This is a genomic window from Mucilaginibacter ginkgonis, from assembly GCF_009754905.2.
GTDB classification, from domain to species: Bacteria; Bacteroidota; Bacteroidia; order Sphingobacteriales; family Sphingobacteriaceae; genus Mucilaginibacter; species Mucilaginibacter ginkgonis.
The window spans coordinates 2,495,028-2,514,313 of the sequence record NZ_CP066775.1; the positions used below are offsets into that span (position 1 = coordinate 2,495,028).

Here is a 19,286-nt window from a genome sequence, read left to right on the forward strand (position 1 = left end):
ACTAACAACACCTTGACTTTATTTATATTATAAATATTTGTCAGATATGCTAGCGCTCCCCTGGCCGTCGCCACCCCATTTGACATCTGCCTGCAATCCTTGCTAATATCATTAGCCTTTGCCTGCAAAATTTCGTAATTTTGAATTAATGGATTTTAAATTAAGTTCACAATACACGCCCTCGGGCGATCAGCCGCAGGCGATACAACAACTGGTTGAAGGTGTCAACACGGGCGACAATTACCAGACGCTTTTAGGTGTCACCGGCTCAGGTAAAACATTTACCATTGCCAATGTAATTGAGCAAACGCAAAAACCAACTTTGGTTCTAAGCCACAATAAAACCCTTGCTGCGCAATTGTATGGCGAGTTTAAGCAATTCTTCCCGGAGAACGCGGTGAACTATTTTGTATCTTACTACGACTATTACCAGCCCGAGGCTTATATACCCACCTCTAACACTTACATAGAAAAAGACCTGCAGATAAACGACGAGATCGAGAAACTTCGTTTGCGTACTACATCGGCATTAATGGCCGGCCGAAGGGACGTGATCGTGGTATCATCCATTTCGTGCATTTATGGTATGGGTAACCCCGAGGACTTTGCAAATTCGGTGTTCAAGTTCGCGGTTGGTACCCGCATTAGCCGCAATGCTTTTCTGCACCGGTTGGTTGAGATCTTGTACTCGCGTACCACTTCCGAGTTTAAGCGTGGTACGTTTCGGGTTAAGGGTGATACCGTTGATATTTATCCTGCCTATCTTGACTATGCTTATCGTGTTTCATTTTACGGCGATGATATTGAAGAGCTAAGCAGTTTTGATCCGTCTAACGGTAAGACCATCGAGAAAATGCCGAACATGATCTTGTTCCCGGCAAACTTGTACGTGGCTCCTCGCGACAGGTTCACCAAGTCTATCTGGTCTATACAGGAAGAGTTAGAGATGCGCAAGCAGCAGTTCATTGATGAAAAACGTTTCCTTGAAGCTAAGCGCCTTGAAGAAAGGGTGAACTATGATCTGGAGATGATCCGCGAGTTGGGTTACTGCTCGGGCATCGAGAATTACTCGCGCTTTTTTGACGGGCGCAAGCCCGGTGCACGGCCTTTCTGCCTGCTGGATTATTTCCCCGATGACTACCTGATGGTGATAGATGAGAGCCACGTAACCGTTCCGCAAATACGGGCGATGTATGGTGGTGACAGGTCGCGGAAGATATCCTTAGTAGAATACGGTTTCCGTTTACCGGCCGCGCTCGACAACCGCCCTTTGAACTTTCAGGAATTTGAGAGACTTGCACCACAAACTATTTATGTGAGTGCTACCCCCGGCGATTTTGAATTAGAAAAGTCTGAGGGTGTGGTGGTTGAACAGGTAATACGCCCTACAGGTTTGTTGGATCCTGTAATTGAGATTCGCCCGGTGATAAACCAGGTGGATGATCTTTTGGATGAAGTTGATAAAACCATCAAAATGGGCGACCGTGTTCTGGTTACTACCTTGACCAAACGTATGGCCGAAGAGTTAGCCAAATACATGGACCGCCTGAATATCAAAGTGCGCTGGATACACTCGGAAGTGAAAACTTTAGAGCGGGTTGAGATACTGCGCGGCCTTCGCCTGGGTACTTTTGATGTACTGATTGGCATAAACTTGTTAAGGGAAGGTTTGGATTTACCTGAAGTATCCCTAGTTGCTATCCTGGATGCGGATAAGGAGGGTTTCCTGCGCTCGGAACGATCTTTAATACAAACTATTGGCCGTGCCGCCCGTAACGATCATGGGCGCGTTATCATGTATGCAGATACCATTACAGACAGTATGCAGATCACCATCGATGAGACTAACCGCCGCCGGGATAAGCAAATAGCCTACAATTTGGATAACGGCATTGTGCCGAAAACAGTTGGCAAAACCAAGGAGGCAATCATAGAGCAAACTTCTGTTATGGACTTTAAAGGCGGTGTGCAGCGCCCTTACATCGAAGAGGAAAACATCGCCAGCATGGCCGCCGACCCGATTGTGCAGTACATGAGCAAAGCCGATCTGAAAAAAGCAATAGACAACACCAAAAAAGAAATGCTTGCCGCGGCCAAGGACATGGACTTTTTGCAAGCCGCCAAACTGCGCGACGAAATGTTCGCACTAGAGAAACAATTGCAGGAAAAGTAGGCTTATAGGTGTATGAGCAAGTTTAAAGCCATACACCTGTTTCGCATTGGGTTAGGCGTAGATATGTTTATGCATGGCTTGGTACGTATCCCTAAGTTAGAAGCATTCGTTGCAAAATCATCTAAGCCATTTGCAGAAACTATTTTGCCGAACGCATTTGTAAGCGGCTTTCTGCATGTGCTGCCATTCCTGGAAGCAATTACGGGTATACTGATCTTGTTAGGTGGCAGGTTGAGCCGCGTAGGTTATATCCTCGGCGGGCTAATCGTAAGCGCTTTGATCTTCGGCACCACCTTACATGAAGACTGGAACCTTGCAGGCCAGCAGCTCATATACATTATTGCGTTCGCTATGGCGGTGTGGTTGTTTGACCATGATAAGCCAACAGAGCCCCAAAATTAGTAATCCGCGTTAGCGATAGCAGCGAAAAGCCCCCAGTCCCCACAGTACTGTGGGAACGAGGACTTGCAGCGAATAGCGCGGGCCGCGAAGCGGCAACGCCAAAAAATATATTTAACTGTCTGTCACGCCGAACGTGTTTCGGTATCCCATCATTTATATAAAAATTATTGTTCCGACTATAAAATGGACTATCCTTTTATAAAATTGTCCATTGAGATGCCGAAACATTCCCGATAGCTATCGGGACGGCATCACTCTTTTGTAAATGCAGTTGCATTATACTGTAACAAGTAATCACCTCAAGCGTTATATACCTATATTTGCAGACTAAATTTGTAAGACATGCTTTTGATCCGTTTTCTGATCATTTCAATCTGTATACTTTATATTATCCGCGCTTTGGTTCGCATACTTTTGCCAATGCTTTTCCAAGGCATGGTTAATAAAGCGCAACAGCAGCATAATGCACAACAGCGCCAATATCAGCAACGCCAACAACCCACAGGTAAAATAAAGGTGGATCATATTCCGCCGGTGCAAAAAAGCAAGATACCGGATTCTGAAGGCGACTTTGTGGATTACGAAGAGGTAAAATAACCTATGATCCCCGAGGAGCTTTTTAAACGCCGCCATCGCGGTACGCCAGAGTCGTTTACGCTTATAATAGTCAATGCCATTGTACTGGCGTTGGTTGCTCCCGGTTTTGTTAAATGTCACCACATCAGTTTAGTGTTTTGGATAGTAGCCGGAGCGTTGGCCATCTATAACTTTTTTACCGTTAGACGCCACATAGAAAGTTTCGACCGTTTTGCCATGATCGCCTACATTGCCAGCCTGGTCATCATGGCCGGTGCTGTAGTGGCTTTAGCGTTTAAAGACTGTTAGTTATACCCAAAAACTTATCGTTGCTCATCCCGTTCAATTTCCTATTTTTGGAAATTAATTAAAACTATTTTTTAAAGTTAAGATGGGCAATTGGTTTAAGCGGAATGGCATACATTTCGCCATAGCGGGAATTTTTTTAGCAATTTGTTTCTTTTATTTTACACCGGCATTTCAAGGTAAAACCCTTGGCCAAAATGACGTAACCCGCGCGCAGTCCACTCAAAAAGAGATAATGGACTACAGGGCAAAAGACATCACCATATTATGGACCAACCAGATACTGGGTGGTATGCCTGCTTATCAGATCTGGGCGCCTTACGCCAGTAACATTACCACACATGTAATAACCGGGCTAAGAACCGTGTTCCCTACTCCGATAGATACAGTTATGCTGTTTTTATTAGGTGCTTATCTTTTATTCTGCGTTTTAAAGCTTAATCCATGGCTTGCTGCCGCAGGCGCCATCGCGGTAACATTCTCGACTTACAATTTTATTCTGCTATTGGCCGGCCACTCTAACCAGGCTTATGCGATCGCGTTTTTCGCGCCTATTGTTGCCGCGGTGATCATGACCTTTAGGGGCCGCTACTTTATGGGCGGTGCATTGCTGGCCTTGTTTCTGGCGATGGAAATAAGGGCTAACCACATACAAATGACGTACTACCTGTTAATAGCTTTGCTGCTGTTAGTAGGTTTTGAACTGTATAACGCTTACCGCAATAAAACAATGCCCGCGTTTGTTAAGTCGATAGCTTATGTGGGCGGCGCCATTGTTTTAGCTTTAGCTGTGAACGCGTCTATCTTGTGGAGTACTGCTGAATACAGCGGCGACAGTTACCGCGGTAAATCCAACCTTACCAGCAAAACCGAACCCACCAACGGTTTAGATAAGGAATACGCTTTTCAATGGAGTGAAGGTGTGGGCGAAACCATGACTGTTTTGGTGCCAAACCTTTATGGCAGCAGCACCGGTTTGGGTATGCTGGATGAAAACTCGGAGTTGGTGAAAACCCTTGCCGCTAAAGGCTTGCCGGGTGACCAGATAGGCGGCTTTATGCAGCAACTACCGGGCGTAGGCATATCAACGTATTGGGGCGATAAGCAATTTACAGAAGGTCCGTTTTATTTTGGCGCCATAGTTTGTTTCCTATTTGTTTTCGGTTTGCTTATTGTTCGCAATCGCATCAAATGGTGGCTGCTTGCCGCAATTGTTTTAAGCATCCTGCTTTCGTGGGGGCGTAACTTATCTTTCCTTTCAGACTTTTTCTTCCACTATTTCCCGCTGTACAATAAGTTCAGGGCGGTAGAGTCGATCATGGTAATAGCTGCGCTGTGTTTCCCTATAATGGCCTATCTGGCAGTCAGCGAAGTAATAACCAATACTGACAAAACATACCTGTTCAGTAAGCTAAAGATCGCTTTGTATATCGTTGGTGGTATCACTTTACTATTGATCGCGACTCCTGATACTTTCTTCTCATTCCGCACTGCACAGCATCAGCAAATAATTGATTATTTAACGCAAGCGCTTAAAGGCGACAGCGGCCTGGCGTCAGATATCGGTAAGGCTATCATCAGCGACCGTATCTCGCTGGCGCGTATGGATGCCATTCGCACACTGATATTTGTATTGTTGACCTTTGGGCTGATGTGGGCGTTGATCAAACAGAAATTGAACGTGATGATCTGTTCTATCATCCTACTGGTATTAACCCTGTTTGATTTCTGGCAGGTAGACAAACGTTATCTAAAGGAGAGCAGCTTTGTTGACAAACAAGAGGCAACAGCACCACAGCCACGTGAGGTAGACCAGTTTATTCAGCGCGATAAAGATCCCGATTTCAGGGTGATTGACCTTACACAGCCATTGATGCAGGATGCTGTAACGCCTTACTTCTATAAATCTGTAGGCGGTTACTCTGCAGCAAGGCTAAAACGATATGACGAATTGGTAACGAACCAATTCAGCAAAAGCCTGAATCAGGATGTTTTGGATATGCTGAACGTGAAGTACGTGATCAATGCAGACCCCAAAACAAACAACCTTGCCATGCAGGTTAATCCAAATGCTTGCGGCCACGCCTGGTTTGTAAAAAGCGTACGTTATGTGGCAAATTCAGACCAGGAGATGCAGGTGATCAGCGCGTTCTCACCGAAAGACGAAGCTATTGTTGACAAGAAATACCGTTCATTGATAGATGAGAAACAGCAGTCGCAAGACCCTAATGGTTCTATTACACTTACCAGCTATAACCCCGACCATATGGTTTACCAGAGCGGTACTACTGCCACTATGGTAGCTGTATTCTCTGAAGTGTATTATGACAAAGGCTGGAAAATGCTGATCGATGGTAAAGAGCACCCTTATTTCCGTGCAGATTACTTATTGCGTGCCGCGCAGATACCTGTGGGCAACCATAAGATAGAGTTTGTTTTCCACCCGGCATCTTATTACACCGGCGAAGGCATCTCTTTAGCAGGATCAATCCTGTTAGTGTTAGCACTTGGCGGTGCTGCTTACACTGAGAACCGCAAGAAACCGGTAACCGGAAGGACTGAGGATAAGAGATAAACGAATCCCACAGGTCATGCCGAACTTGTTTCGGCATCTCACAGGACATTAGAAAGTTGGCCTAGCCTTTGGGATGCCGAAACAAGTTCGGCATGACCTTCACGCAACAAAAAGAGCCGCTCCGGATTCCGGGGCGGCTCTTTTGCTTCTATAATTCTATAAGTCTTCTTCTATTATTCGTTCATTGATGGCATATCGTTCTTCACGTCTACAACAGGGCGGGTGTCGCGGTTAGCTAAATCCCAACCTGTGTAAAATACCAGCTGCGCGCGTTTAGCCAATAGTGGGAAATCGATCTTATCCACTTCGTCGCTTACTTTGTGGTAATCGGCGTGTACGCCGTCAAAGTAAAACACGATAGGCACACCGTAGCGGGCAAAGTTATAATGGTCAGAGCGGTAATAGATCTGCTCAGGATCTTTTGGATCGTTGTATTTGTAGTCTACAGCTAATTTGGTATAGGTATTATTGGCATTCTCGCTAATCTTATGCAGGGTTGTGCTCAACTTGTCAGAACCTATCAGGTAGCAGTAATCAGGCTTACCTTCATGAGATGGGTCGCGGCGACCTATCATGTCAATATTCAAATCTGTTATCGTGTTAGCCAATGGAAATACAGGATGATCTGAATAATACTCAGAACCAAGCAAGCCTTTTTCTTCACCAACGTTTCCTAAAAACAAAATGCTGCGGCGCGGGCCATGTCCCTGTTTTTTGGCTTGGGTGAACGCGCGGGCAATTTCGAGTATACCTGTTGTACCACTGCCATCATCATCTGCACCATTATTGATACGGTCGCCCGGGGTACCTTCAGGCAGCATGCCAATGTGGTCATAGTGAGCAGAAAATACCAGCACTTCGTCTTTTAACTTCGGATCGCTGCCCGGCAGGTAACCACAAACATCAACTGCTTTTACGTCTTTGGTGATCAATTGGTAATTCGCGTTCAGGTCTGCCTTAAGTGTTGCTACCTGCGGTACCTCTTTTAATTGCGCTAAAGTTTTACCGCTTGCCGATAAAATTGCATCAGCAGCGAGGGTGTTAATACTAAACACGGTTGGCTGCGCCGGAGCAGTTTTACCCTTATTGATGGTCAACCTTTCTGCACCATTTGTACCGCGTGTATAAGCGTTAACGCTGTATCCCAGGATCAACGCCGGCATTTTTTCCTGAATGCTCCTAATCGTTTTTTGGCGACGCGTACGCACCTGGCGCATAGATTCGCCTGCAACTGGTTCTTTGTCATCAGCGATGTACAAAACTACTTTTCCTTTAATATCCGCGGATGCCAGATCAGCAGCGGTAGCGTAACCTAAGAATACGATTTCGGATGTCTTAACATCGCCTGATGAAGTTACCGTCGCGCCAAAATCTTTACCATACGCTAATGGCTTTCCGTTGGCTGTAAAGCCATCAACTTTCCCGGCTGTAGAAATAAGCGGTATGTCTAAAAAATAAGATCCTTTTACAGGGGCTTGCAAGCCTAAGGCCTTAAATTGCTCTGCGATGTAATTAGCAGCAAGATCGGCACCATGCTTGCCGGTTTCGCGGCCTTCAAAAGCGTCAGACGCAATTATGCTTAGGTGCTTTTTAGCATCTTCGGGCGTAATGTACTTCGCAAATTTTTCTGCCGTAGGGTTCGGCTGCGCGTGGGTGCAATTAGCAAACGTTATTGCCAGCGCCCCGATGAGTAATTTTTTCATATTTATTATTGAGAGATAACAAATATGGCTTTTTGAAATTTAGCTTCAAAGAAGTGTCAAAAGCGTTACAATTAAAGAAGTTTAACAGCTGATCTTCCCTACCCTATTAGCATGCCGGCCGCCTTCAAAGTCTGTTGTAAGAAAGACATTAGCTATCCGGGTTGCTTCTGCCAATGACACAAAACGGGCGGGTATGCATAGTATGTTGGCATTGTTATGCATGCGTACCAACGCGGCAACTTCCTCATTCCAGCAAAGTCCTGCGCGGATGCCCTGATGTTTGTTGGCTGTAATAGCTACGCCATTGGCACTGCCGCAAATAAGAATGCCCATATCATAGTTGCCGCTCTCCACGGCAGTAGCTACAGGATGGGCGAAATTCGGGTAGTCTACAGAATCTAAAGAATACGTGCCAAAGTCTTTGATCTCTGCCACAACAAGCGAATCTATAAATGCTTGTTTGTAGTCAAACCCGGCGTGGTCTGCGCCAATGGCGAGTTTCAATTCGCTCAATGGTTTCATGCAACTTCCGCGGCGCGTTTAAGCTTTCTCTTTTCAACCTGGGCGGCAACGATAATGCCTACCTCATATAGTACAAAAAGCGGGATACTAACCACCGTCATTGTTAACATATCAGGGGTGGGTGTAACAATAGCTGCAATGATCAGAATGACCACTATTGCATACCGCCGGGTGCTGCGCATTAATTTAGCGCTCATGATGCCCAGGTTTGCCAGAATATAGACTATTATGGGCAATTCAAAAACCACACCGGTAGCTAAAGTTAACGTGGTTACAGATGATAAGTATGAGTCGACATCGATCATGTTTTTAATATCGGTGCTCACTACATAACCCATCAAAAAGTGGACAGACATTGGTGTAATTACATAATACCCAAACAGAACACCACAAATGAATAGCAGCGTCGCGTAACCCACAAAGCCCGATGCGGCCTTCCGTTCTTTATCATGCAGTGCCGGCTTTATGAAACGCCACAACTCCCACAATAAATACGGAATGCCAAGTGTAATACCGGTAATTAAAGCGGAGTTTATTTGCAATGTAAACTGCCCGGCCATTTCGGTATTCATCAATTGAATATGAATTTCACTAAAACAAAAGTCAAATTTATGGCCTTTAAAAACTGTACCCAGCCAATTTCCCAGGTTGCACATGGTTCGGTAGGTAAAAAAATCCATGTGTGCCGGCGCCATAATAACATGGGCGAATAGCCAATCGTAATAAGCAAAAGCGAAACCTGTAAAAATAAGAATGGCTATTGATGCCCTGATCAGGTGCCACCTTAAAGCTTCAAGATGGTCAAAGAACGACATCTCGCCCTCCATGTTACTGGTCGAGTCTTTTATGGCCTTTACTATTTTATTATCGCTCATTTACTTAAAAAAAATACCATTCTGTTTAGTCAAGAATGGTATATTAAAAACATTGATCTATATACGGAAAAATTGACTACGCAGAGTACTCAAAACTCTCCATAAACTTAGTAGTGAAATTACCGGCCCTAAAGTTAGGGTCTTGCAGCAACTGCAGGTGAAAAGGTATAGTTGTTTTGATACCCTCTATGACAAATTCTGACAGTGCACGCGCCATGGTATTTAATGCTTCCTCGCGGGTTTGGGCGGTGCAGATAAGCTTAGCTATCATCGAATCATAGTTCGGTGGAATAACGTAGCCACTGTAAACGTGCGTATCTACCCTTACACCATGTCCGCCCGGCGAATGGAAATTAGTGATCTTACCCGGTGACGGACGGAAATTATTTGCAGGGTCTTCGGCATTGATACGGCACTCTATAGCGTGCATAGTTGGCTCATAGTTTTTACCGGAGATAGGAATTCCCGCCGCAACTTTTATCTGCTCTTTTATCAGGTCGAAATTGATCACCTCTTCTGTAACCGGGTGCTCTACCTGGATACGGGTGTTCATCTCCATAAAATAGAAGTTGCGGTGTTTGTCGACCAAAAATTCAATGGTGCCTGCACCTTCGTATTTTACAGCTTTAGCGCCTTTAATAGCAGCTTCGCCCATTTTTTTGCGAAGTTTCTCTGTCATAAAAGGCGACGGAGATTCTTCTACCAGTTTCTGGTGACGGCGCTGGATAGAGCAATCGCGTTCCGAAAGGTGACAAACCTTACCGAACTGGTCGCCTACAACCTGTATCTCAATGTGGCGGGGATCTTCTACATATTTCTCCAGGTACAAGCCATCATTACCGAAAGCTGCACCTGATTCGGCACGAGCCGAGTCCCAGGCCGGTTCAAATTCGCTGTCATTCCATACAATGCGCATACCACGGCCACCACCACCTGCAGTAGCTTTAAGTATAACGGGGTAACCCATTTTGCTTGCTATAGAGATGCCGGTTTTCACATCGGGCAGTAATCCTTCAGACCCCGGAATGGTTGGTACGCCGGCCTTTTTCATAGTTGCTTTAGCCGAAGCTTTGTCGCCCATGCTATTGATCTGGTCTGCCGTTGCACCGATAAATTTGATATTATATTCTGCACAGATGGCAGAGAATTTAGCGTTTTCTGATAAGAAACCGTAGCCGGGATGAATAGCGTCGGCGTTGGTAACCTCTGCCGCTGAAATGATATTCGGGATGTTCAAGTATGAATCGCGGCTTGGCGGAGGGCCTATACAAACAGCTTCATCTGCAAAACGCACGTGCAGGCTGTCGCGGTCGGCGGTTGAATATACTGCTACCGTTTTAATGCCCATTTCCTTGCAGGTACGTATGATACGCAAGGCAATTTCACCACGGTTAGCAATCAGTATTTTTTTAAACATTTCTTTGTTTGGATTACACAGATTTATTGTGATTTCACCGATGTTAAAATTGATTACACAGGTTAATCGGTGTAATCGTTCACCAATCGATGTAATCGTAAAAACTACATAGGTTCAACTAAAAACAGCGGCTGGTCAAACTCAACCGGCGACGCATTTTCAACCAGTACTTTTACAATACGGCCCGATACTTCTGATTCTATCTCGTTAAACAATTTCATTGCCTCAACTATGCATAGTACAGTACCCGATTTTATTTCGTCGCCAACGTTTACAAAAGATGGCTTTTCAGGAGTTGATGAGCGGTAGAAAGTACCAATCATCGGTGATTTTATAGTCAGGTATTTTGAAACGTCTGCGGCAGCAGGCGCGTCGGTCGGTGCCGGGGTATGTTCAACAGCAGTTGCAATTTGTGGTTGCTGTGGTGCCGCTGCGGCTTGTGTTGCCTGAGGCAGCGATGGTATAGTAGCATTTACAATAGTTTGTGCCTGCTGTGTCTTAACGGTTATCTTAAAGTCTTTTTGCTCAATGGAAACTTCACTTACGCCTGCCTTCGATACAAAGCGGATAAGATCTTGTATTTGTTTAATATCCATACTTAAGGTAAAAATTGGTTTTGGATAAAAGATTGATGTAGCTAATGTATAACAAATAAAATTAAAAAAGTTGGCAACAAATTAATATGCCCACTTAATGTACATGGCACCCCAGGTAAACCCGCCACCAAAAGCAGCCAGTATCAGGTTGTCGCCTTTTTTAAATTTGTCTTCCCACTCCCACAAACAAAGGGGGATGGTTCCGTTGGTAGTATTACCATAACGTTCTATGTTTACGATCACCTTATCGGCGCTTAAGCCGGTACGGTTAGCGGTAGCGTCTATAATGCGTTTATTAGCCTGGTGAGGCACCAGCCATGCAACGTCGTCTGCCTCTAAGGCATTACGCTCCATCACCTCGGCAGCAACATCGGCCATATTGGTAACCGCGAATTTAAATACTGTTTGGCCTTCCTGATAAGCAAAATGCTCGTGCGCGTCTATACTTTCGTGCGATGCCGGTTTTACAGAACCGCCCGCTTTCATGTGCAGGTATGGAGCCCCACTACCATCGCTCTTCAAAACAGAATCTATAATGCCAAAACCCTGTTCATTCGGCTCCAGCAATGCGCAGCCGCAGCCGTCACCAAAAATGATACAGGTTGCGCGGTCTTCGTAATTTATGATAGACGACATTTTATCGCCACCTATAACTAACACTTTCTTGTACCTGCCGCTTTCTATATAAGATGCGCCTGTAGCCAGGCCAAATAGAAAACCCGAACATGCTGCCTGCAGATCATAGCCCCAGGCTTTGGTAGCGCCGATTTTAGCTGCTAAAATGTTAGCCGTTGCCGGGAACGGCATATCGGGCGTTGTGGTGCAAAAGATGATCAATTCTAGTTCATCTGCTGTGATACCGCGTTTCTTCAATAAGCCTTCAACTGCCGGAACTGCCATATCTGACGTACCCAAGCCTTCGCCTTTTAAAATGCGGCGCTCTTTGATACCTGTACGGGAGGTGATCCACTCGTCATTGGTATCTACCATTGTTTCCAGCTCTTTATTGGTCAGCACATAATCGGGCACATAACCATTTACAGCAGTAATAGCAGCATATGTTTTTTGCATAATAATTTTATTGTGGCTGAAAAGCTTGTTTAATCTTATCTATCAAACCGCTGGTATACATGTCGCGCGACAGCAATACCATATTTTTGATAGCCTCCGGATTGGATATACCATGCCCGACAACAACCGGCGCATTTACGCCCAAAACCGGGCTGCCACCATATTGTTCATAGTTGAACCGGGTAAAAAACTCGTCTTTTATTTGCTTTTTGAGAGATATAACATAGAAAGACTCGGCCATTTTAAGGATAACGTTGCCGGTAAAGCCATCGGTAACGATCACGTCGGCCTGGTCGCTAAATAAGTCGCGGCCTTCTACATTTCCTACAAAGTTAAAGAGTTCGGTATCCTTCATCAGCGGATAAGTTGCCAATGAGAGCAGGTTGCCTTTCTCCTCTTCTTCGCCGATGTTCATCAGCGCGACTTTCGGATCGGGAATTTTATAAACCAGCTCGGCATAAGCGCTGCCTAACACACCAAACTGCATCAGGTTCTCCGGCTTACAATCGGCATTAGCACCTACATCAAGCAAAATACCCAAACCTCCTTTAAGTTTGGGTATGATTGTGGCCATGGCAGGCCTCGAAATACCGGGAATTGTCTTTACACTGAATACCGAACCAACAAGCATTGCGCCGGTATTTCCTGCTGACGAAAAAGCAACTATCTGCCCTTCCTTCAACATCTGGAAACCCACACTAATACTTGAATCGGCTTTTTGTACAATGGCTTTGGTTGGGTGCTCGCCCATGCCAATCACCTGAGTGGTATGTACAAACTCAAAGTTATCGCAGCTAAAGCCCTGCTCTTCTAAAATAGACTGAGCAGCAGGCTTATCGCCGATCAATACCAATTTCTGATCTGCGCCAAGTTCTTTACAAGCTTCAATTGCCCCTAAAACAGTTGCTTTGGGGGCGTAATCTCCGCCCATAATATCCAAGCCGATCTTCATCAGTCAGGATAACAAATTTAAGCTACAGCAGTTTTCTCAACAAGCAATTTACCATTGTAGTAAATGTTACCATCAACAGTATATGCGCGGTGTGGCAAATGCACTGCACCAGTTGCCTGGCAAGTTGTTAAACCCGGTGCTTCTGCTTTGTAGTGTGTACGGCGTTTATCTCTTCTCGATTTCGAAAATTTCCGTTTTGGATTTGGCATAACCTTTTTATTTTAATTTTTTGAGCGCGTCCCAACGCGGGTCTTCGTGCTCTGTACTTCCACCATTGCCGGCCAGCTCATTAAGCTTTGCCAGCATTTCTTTATCACAATATGGGGTGTTACCCTCATCATTGCAGCGCGTTATAAACGGCACCGCAACAGTTACATATTCATAGATCAACCCTGCAATGTTTATTTCAAACTCCTGCTTTTTAAGGGTTATTATCTCTTCGTCCTCGTCAATGTCTTCGTCAGCAAATTTAGCTATCTGCTGCTCGCGGATCTCTACCTGCTGCGGGTATTGCGACAAGCACTTGTCACAAGTAAGGCCAATGCTGCCTTTGATGTAAAAATCAAGTATCAGCATGGTTTCCTGTTTGTCCAGTTCTACGTGGCAAATCAGGTCGGCTTTTTTAACCAGCGAGTATTCAAACTCTGCAAAGAACGCGTCTGTTATCTCAAAATCAAACTCATGCTTACCAAGTTTTAACCCGGTAAATGGAATTAAGTATGTCTTTAACGATTTCAACGAGCGATAATTAGCCCGCAAATGTAGGGAAATTTATAGAATTGGTAAAGTGTTTTTTTGGAATTGTTTGAGGAGACACAACCAAGAATATAGAGCCAGGAAACAAGACACGGCTTAACATTATTGACCGCCTGATAAACGATCTCTTGTAACCCGCTCTTTCGGAAAGAAACGCTAAGCAAATTTTCTATCGTTCTTAAGCATAAGTGATCTCTCCCCCAACCCCTCCCCGAGGGAGAGGGGCTTTTGAAAGCCCTTGTTGGTGTTGTCACCAAGAAGCCGAAATTGAAACCTTGAAATATCAAGTGACCTCTCCCCAAACCCCTCTCCGAAGGAGAGGGGTTTTTGAAGCCCTTGTTGGTGTTGTCGCCAACAAGCCGAAATTGAAACCTTGAAGTATCAAGTGACCTCTCTGCAAACCCCTCTCCGAAGGAGAGGGGCTTCTCTAATCAAAACGCTTTCTTTGTTTCAGTTATATGCGCTAAATGATGCCTGCTGTGCCACGAGTATAGCGCGAGATTACGTTTAAGCGAGATCTCTCTCTGCTGCTCGGGGTGAAAAAAGGTTCGGTTCCATTCGTCTTCGCTCATGGACTCAAAAAGCGCGGTCATATGTTGATGGATCCCCTCCAACGATTTTAATGACGATTCCACAGGCAGTTGGTAGTCGCGCAGTAGCGCCCAGTCGGCCTCGTGGTAAGTTTTTATAACCGGGTTATCTTCTGTCAGTGCCCATTTAAAGCGGATAAGCGAATTCATGTGGCTGTCTGCCAGATGGTGCACCACTTGTTTGATTGTCCACCCGCCGGGGCGGTAGGGTGTGTTCAATTGATCCTCGGTTAGGCTAATAACCGCATTGCGCACTTTCCCGGGCAAGGTTTTAATGTCGTCTATCCAGCGGCGTATCTCTTCATCCGTAAAACTTACGGGGGCAGAAAATTTTCCTATCGGGTACCTTAATATTTCGTCAGACATGGTTCAGTTGTAATTAGCGGTCGGATAATTTGTGATATACTTGTGTGGGCTGTAAGATTTGCCCCAAATTAACGTTTTTGAATTTTCTTTTAACCTTCTGATGATAAAAAAAGGGCTGTTGGTATTATTGATGCTTGTGTCTGCGCTATCATATGCAGAGACCATTCATACCGACGTGCTGGTGATCGGTGGTACGGAAAGCGGAACAGCAGCGGCTATCCAATCGGCGCGCAGCAAGTTAAAAACGCTTTTAATAGAACCTCAATCGCTGTTGGGCGGACAGATCATTATAGGGAAAGGTGTTATAACCGGCAACAAAGATCTCCCGTCGGGGATCTGGGGTGAATTCCGTAAACATGTCATCCAATATTACCGCCACAATAAAAATTACGGACCAGCGCCGGATTCGTCTCTGAGATTTGAACCTTATACAGGCGGAGCCTTCTTGAAAAAAATGGCGGATACTGTAAAGAACCTCACCATAAAGTTCAACACCAGCTATACCTCTATCAGGCAAGATGGCACCGGCTGGGAGGTAAATTTAAAGCAGGGCGAAGAAAAGATCATAGTTAAAGCGCGGGTGCTGGTTGATGCAACAACGACATCAGCAGCAGCGAAAGATGTATTGAAAAGTACCCCACTTGAGGGTCTCGAAAAGTTGACTGTTACAGACGTAGAAAGTCCGTACGATCAAAAGCTAAATCTTTATCGAACAGCTATTGCCATTTGCGATGTACAGAATGGTACGCCGTTTAGTATACCGCTGGGCGCGCTGGTAGTTAAGAATGCAGACAATCTGATTGTTACCGGAAATGGCGTATCGGTTGATGACACCTTAAAACAGGTGTTGCAAAACCCTGCTGTGCAATTGTGTATTGGTCAGGGGGCGGGGACTATTGCCGCTTATTGCGCGTTCTTTAAAACCACAACAAAAAATTTCACGGTAAAATCTGTACGGGCTATACAGGGTGAACTGCTGGATTTCAAGGGCTATTTGCTCCCTTTCAGCGATTTCCCGGCGTCAGACCCAAATATTCGCGCGATACAACAGATTGGCGCAACCGGACTAATAAAAGGTGTTTTGGGGATTGATAGGCGTTTTAAAGAAAAGAAAATGCTTTTTATGCCCGATACGCTGGTGCGCACGGCGGAGATCCAACCTGTTTTAACAGATATGTATACACGAGCATTTTTATGGTTTAACAAGAACACGCCCGGCACTTATTTTACGACTGCAGATTTGCTTTCTTTTATAAGCGAGATCAGCCTACGCGATCCTAAAACCTTCCGGATGGACATGGAAAAGCAATGGCAAACGGTTTACAAATTCAAAAACACATTTGATCTGCAAAAGCCGGTTAATCGTCGTGAGTTTGCCGTGCTGGCCAATAAATTTCTAAATCCTTTTGCCCGATATGTAGATATTACCGGCAAACTGATTAACTAGCAGCGCCCTCAACAGGTTTATTCAACTTGTTCTGTAGTTCGGGGTTTTGTGGCGGCAGCACATCTACATGCTGCTCAACCTCTGTCTGTTTAATATGTACCGCGTATTCTGCCGGCTCAATGTGGCTGCCATTAGCCTCAGCATAAACTTGTGTAAACTCGGCACCTATATACAATATAGCTGCGGTATAATAGATCCACAGCAAAATAACGATGATAGAACCTGCCGCACCGTAAGTTGATGTCTTTGCCGAATATTCTATATAAAGCCCGATCACGTACTTACCCAGCATAAACAGCAACGCGGTAAAGAACGCGCCCGAACGTACATCGCTCCACTTGATCTTCACATCGGGTAATACCTTGAATATGATCCCGAATAATGTCGAGATCACAATAAAGCCAATAGCCAGGTTTATGCCGTTTACCACCCAAATGGTTAACCCCGGCAAAAAATGCTGAAGCCGGTTGCTCAACGCAAGTATAAGTAAATTGACAGCCATGGTAACCAGGAATAAAAAGCCCAGGCTTATGATCAGTGAAAAAGAGATAAACCTGTTTTGGATAAGCTTGAGCCAGCTTTTCTTAGGCTTCGCCTTTACACGCCAGATGGTATTTAGAGAATCCTGTATTTCAATAAAAATACTGCTGGCACCCATCATCAGGGTCACTACACCTATGGCAATTGCAGTACCCGTTTTCCCAGACAGTTCGAGGTTTTTAAGCATGTCTTGTATCTGCGCGGCGGCATCGGCGCCAACATATCCTTTTATCTGCGGATAGAGGGAATTGGTAATGGCGTCCTGGCCCAGAAATAAGCCGGCAAGAGAAATTACCAATATTAAAAGCGGCGCTAACGAGAACACGGTATAATATGCCAGAGAGGCGCTAAACTTTAGGCCATTATCGTCAGAAAAGCCCATGAACGTGGCTTTTAAAATGCACCACCAGCGGTTAAGATATTCTTTGGTAAAGATCTTTTTCATAAAGCTAAAGGGTCTGCTTTTTTTAGTATGCTAAACTATAAAGCAATTTTAGCCGCAAAAGTTTAGTTAAACTTTTGTTAAGAGCGTCATACCATTGAATGGCAATAGATGAGGCGTGTTACTTTCCTTTTAACACCTCTATAATTTGATCTGTACTATCAACCTGGCCAATGCGCGGGAATATGTATTTGATAGAGCGCTCCTGCGCTTCGGCAATCATGTCGGTCATGGCATCCTGCGCAAAAGCTATATTATAACCAAATTCAAAAGCCGAACGCGCTGTACCTTCTACGCCAATGCTGGTAGAAACACCTGCCAAAACGATTCCTGTAACGCCAATAGCCTGCAGTTGTTCATGCAGCCCGGTTTCAAAAAAAACGTTCCATGTTTGTTTAGTGATGAAAATATCATCAGGTTGCGTTTTAATTTCAGGTGCTATTTCCAGCCACTCGGCATCGAATTCGCGTGGCGGCTGATTTGCATCCTTACGTGTAGCGGGCCGTTTATTTAAGGATGGGTTGACGTTGACCACAACTATCGGCAAATTCTTTGCCCTGAACGCGGCCACTAACTTAGCGGCGTTGGCCAAAACGTCCTCAATAGGGTTTGCCAGTGGAAATTGAATAATTCCCTTTTGCAGGTCTACAAGCACCAATGCGGTACGTTTATCTAATTGAGTTATCATAGGTATTTATTTGTTACGCAGAATGTTCCATCATTACGGATGGCTGTTTGTCTAATGTTGGCGCTGTTTGGGCACTTTTCATCTTTACCGATTGTAAATGCCATAAATGCAAACCACCTATAAGCATGGCCACTGTACCCTGAACCAATATTGTGGTTTCCGCGCCGAAACGTTGCGATAAAGCGCCTACAATGAGTCCGCCAATTGGCTGCATACCGAAGAAAGCCATGGCATACAAACTGATAACACGCCCGCGCATGTCGGCAGACACTGTGGTTTGGACAAGTGTATTGGTTATTGTTACCTGCGACATCATACCAAAGGCACTAATGGTAATAAAAATAAGTGCCAGCCAGTAAGTCTTCTCAAACGCGAACAATGACAGGCCAATGCCGAACACAAAAGTATTGATAGTCAGAATCTTGTTCAGATCTGTGCCTGGCTTAAGCGAAGCTAAAAATATCGCCCCGCAAAAAGCACCCAGGCCAATGGCGCTGTCGATAACACCGAAGGTTGAGGCAGTGCCATGAAATATGTCTTTAGCATAAACAGGTATCAAAGTATTATAAGGCAATACCAATAAACTCATCAAGGCCAGCATCAAAATCACAAAGCCGATGGTAGGCGTATTTTTTACATACAGAAATCCTTCTTTAAGCTCCCCTAAAACGTTTTTTGTGTGGGGTTTTGCAACGTAAGCAGGCAGCCGCATCAACAATAACGAACCTATCACCGCCACAAAACTCAGCGCGTTAAGCCCAAAGCAAACGTCATCGCCTAATTTCTCAATCGCGATACCTGCAATAGCCGGACCGATAAGCCGGGATAGGTTTACCATCGACGAATTGAGCGCCAGGGCATTAGGCAGGTCTTTTTTATCGTCGACCATATCATACACAAGCGCTTGCCTTGCCGGAACATCAAAGGCATTAATGATGCCTAGTATGGCGCTTAGCGCTACCACTTCCCAGATATTAAAATGATTGAAGAAGATGAGCATAGCCAATGCAATGGCTTGTATCATAGATGACACCTGCGTTGTAAGCAATACCTTAAAGCGGTTGTACCTGTCTGATACTACGCCGCCAATCGAAGACAGCACGAAAGTGGGGAACAAGCTGGCAAACAGCGTAACCCCAAGCATAAATTTTGAATGTGTTAAAGAATATACTACCCAACTCACGGCGGTCTTCTGCATCCAGGTGCCTATCAGCGAAACCGACTGGCCTAAGAAAAACAACCTGTAGTTGCGGCTTTTGAAAGCGTTAAATGTATTTATTTGCATTATT

The 19,286-nt window shown here is 45.0% G+C and carries 19 protein-coding genes; 6 read left to right on the plus strand and 13 right to left on the minus strand.

Features of this window, described 5'->3' with window-relative positions; translation table 11 throughout:
- Window positions 1–148: 148 nt before the first annotated feature.
- The 5 genes from uvrB to GO620_RS11625 all read left to right on the plus strand — a co-directional run bounded on the left by uvrB (window position 149) and on the right by GO620_RS11625 (window position 6,032).
- Entirely contained in the window at window positions 149–2,173 is a 2,025-nt protein-coding gene (uvrB, locus tag GO620_RS11605; protein ID WP_157525524.1) for an excinuclease ABC subunit UvrB, read from the plus strand.
- 12 nt (window positions 2,174–2,185) lie between these two features.
- On the plus strand, window positions 2,186–2,575 hold the full coding sequence (locus tag GO620_RS11610) for a DoxX family protein (RefSeq protein WP_157525525.1): 390 nt from the start codon (window positions 2,186–2,188) through the stop codon (window positions 2,573–2,575).
- A 342-nt stretch (window positions 2,576–2,917) separates the two neighbouring features.
- Window positions 2,918–3,172: a DUF4834 family protein gene (locus tag GO620_RS11615; protein WP_157525526.1), complete on the plus strand. Its 255-nt coding sequence runs from the start codon at window positions 2,918–2,920 to the stop codon at window positions 3,170–3,172.
- 3 nt (window positions 3,173–3,175) lie between these two features.
- On the plus strand, window positions 3,176–3,460 hold the full coding sequence (locus GO620_RS11620; RefSeq protein ID WP_157525527.1) for a hypothetical protein: 285 nt from the start codon (window positions 3,176–3,178) through the stop codon (window positions 3,458–3,460).
- Window positions 3,461–3,542: 82 nt separating this feature from the next.
- Window positions 3,543–6,032, plus strand: coding sequence for a YfhO family protein (locus GO620_RS11625; protein ID WP_157525528.1), 2,490 nt, complete (start codon window positions 3,543–3,545; stop codon window positions 6,030–6,032).
- 173 nt (window positions 6,033–6,205) lie between these two features.
- Here GO620_RS11625 and GO620_RS11630 read toward each other — a convergent pair whose 3' ends face one another.
- From GO620_RS11630 to GO620_RS11675, 10 genes are all read right to left on the minus strand, one after another.
- Window positions 6,206–7,735 carry a M28 family peptidase gene (locus GO620_RS11630; RefSeq protein WP_157525529.1) on the minus strand — a complete coding sequence of 510 codons (1,530 nt, stop codon included), beginning with the start codon at window positions 7,733–7,735 and terminating at the stop codon, window positions 6,206–6,208.
- A gap of 81 nt (window positions 7,736–7,816) precedes the next feature.
- Window positions 7,817–8,257: a ribose 5-phosphate isomerase B gene (gene rpiB / locus GO620_RS11635; protein ID WP_198173571.1), complete on the minus strand. Its 441-nt coding sequence runs from the start codon at window positions 8,255–8,257 to the stop codon at window positions 7,817–7,819.
- Window positions 8,254–9,132 carry a twin-arginine translocase subunit TatC gene (gene tatC / locus GO620_RS11640; RefSeq protein ID WP_157525530.1) on the minus strand — a complete coding sequence of 293 codons (879 nt, stop codon included), beginning with the start codon at window positions 9,130–9,132 and terminating at the stop codon, window positions 8,254–8,256. The genes rpiB and tatC overlap by 4 nt, the downstream gene beginning before the upstream one ends.
- Window positions 9,133–9,208: 76 nt before the next feature.
- Window positions 9,209–10,549: an acetyl-CoA carboxylase biotin carboxylase subunit gene (accC, locus tag GO620_RS11645; protein WP_157525531.1), complete on the minus strand. Its 1,341-nt coding sequence runs from the start codon at window positions 10,547–10,549 to the stop codon at window positions 9,209–9,211.
- Between the two features lie 104 nt (window positions 10,550–10,653).
- A complete protein-coding gene (gene accB / locus GO620_RS11650; RefSeq protein WP_157525532.1) occupies window positions 10,654–11,145 on the minus strand; it encodes an acetyl-CoA carboxylase biotin carboxyl carrier protein in 492 nt (163 codons plus the stop codon).
- A gap of 81 nt (window positions 11,146–11,226) precedes the next feature.
- A complete protein-coding gene (locus GO620_RS11655; RefSeq protein WP_157525533.1) occupies window positions 11,227–12,216 on the minus strand; it encodes a beta-ketoacyl-ACP synthase III in 990 nt (329 codons plus the stop codon).
- Between the two features lie 7 nt (window positions 12,217–12,223).
- Entirely contained in the window at window positions 12,224–13,168 is a 945-nt protein-coding gene (plsX, locus tag GO620_RS11660; RefSeq protein WP_157525534.1) for a phosphate acyltransferase PlsX, read from the minus strand.
- Window positions 13,169–13,185: 17 nt separating this feature from the next.
- A complete protein-coding gene (rpmF, locus tag GO620_RS11665) occupies window positions 13,186–13,377 on the minus strand; it encodes a 50S ribosomal protein L32 (RefSeq protein ID WP_157525535.1) in 192 nt (63 codons plus the stop codon).
- A 7-nt stretch (window positions 13,378–13,384) separates the two neighbouring features.
- A complete protein-coding gene (locus GO620_RS11670) occupies window positions 13,385–13,906 on the minus strand; it encodes a YceD family protein (RefSeq protein ID WP_157525536.1) in 522 nt (173 codons plus the stop codon).
- Between the two features lie 449 nt (window positions 13,907–14,355).
- Window positions 14,356–14,880: a YfiT family bacillithiol transferase gene (locus GO620_RS11675; RefSeq protein WP_157525537.1), complete on the minus strand. Its 525-nt coding sequence runs from the start codon at window positions 14,878–14,880 to the stop codon at window positions 14,356–14,358.
- Window positions 14,881–14,980: 100 nt separating this feature from the next.
- Between GO620_RS11675 and GO620_RS11680 the strand changes: the two genes are divergently transcribed.
- On the plus strand, window positions 14,981–16,327 hold the full coding sequence (locus GO620_RS11680; protein ID WP_157525538.1) for an FAD-dependent oxidoreductase: 1,347 nt from the start codon (window positions 14,981–14,983) through the stop codon (window positions 16,325–16,327).
- Here GO620_RS11680 and GO620_RS11685 read toward each other — a convergent pair.
- The 3 genes from GO620_RS11685 to GO620_RS11695 form a co-directional block, all read right to left on the minus strand.
- Window positions 16,320–17,312: a YihY/virulence factor BrkB family protein gene (locus GO620_RS11685; protein ID WP_157525539.1), complete on the minus strand. Its 993-nt coding sequence runs from the start codon at window positions 17,310–17,312 to the stop codon at window positions 16,320–16,322. The genes GO620_RS11680 and GO620_RS11685 overlap by 8 nt on opposite strands.
- A gap of 118 nt (window positions 17,313–17,430) precedes the next feature.
- A complete protein-coding gene (locus GO620_RS11690) occupies window positions 17,431–17,997 on the minus strand; it encodes an isochorismatase family protein (protein WP_157525540.1) in 567 nt (188 codons plus the stop codon).
- A gap of 13 nt (window positions 17,998–18,010) precedes the next feature.
- Window positions 18,011–19,282, minus strand: coding sequence for an MFS transporter (locus GO620_RS11695; protein WP_157525541.1), 1,272 nt, complete (start codon window positions 19,280–19,282; stop codon window positions 18,011–18,013).
- Between the last annotated feature and the right edge of the window lie 4 nt (window positions 19,283–19,286).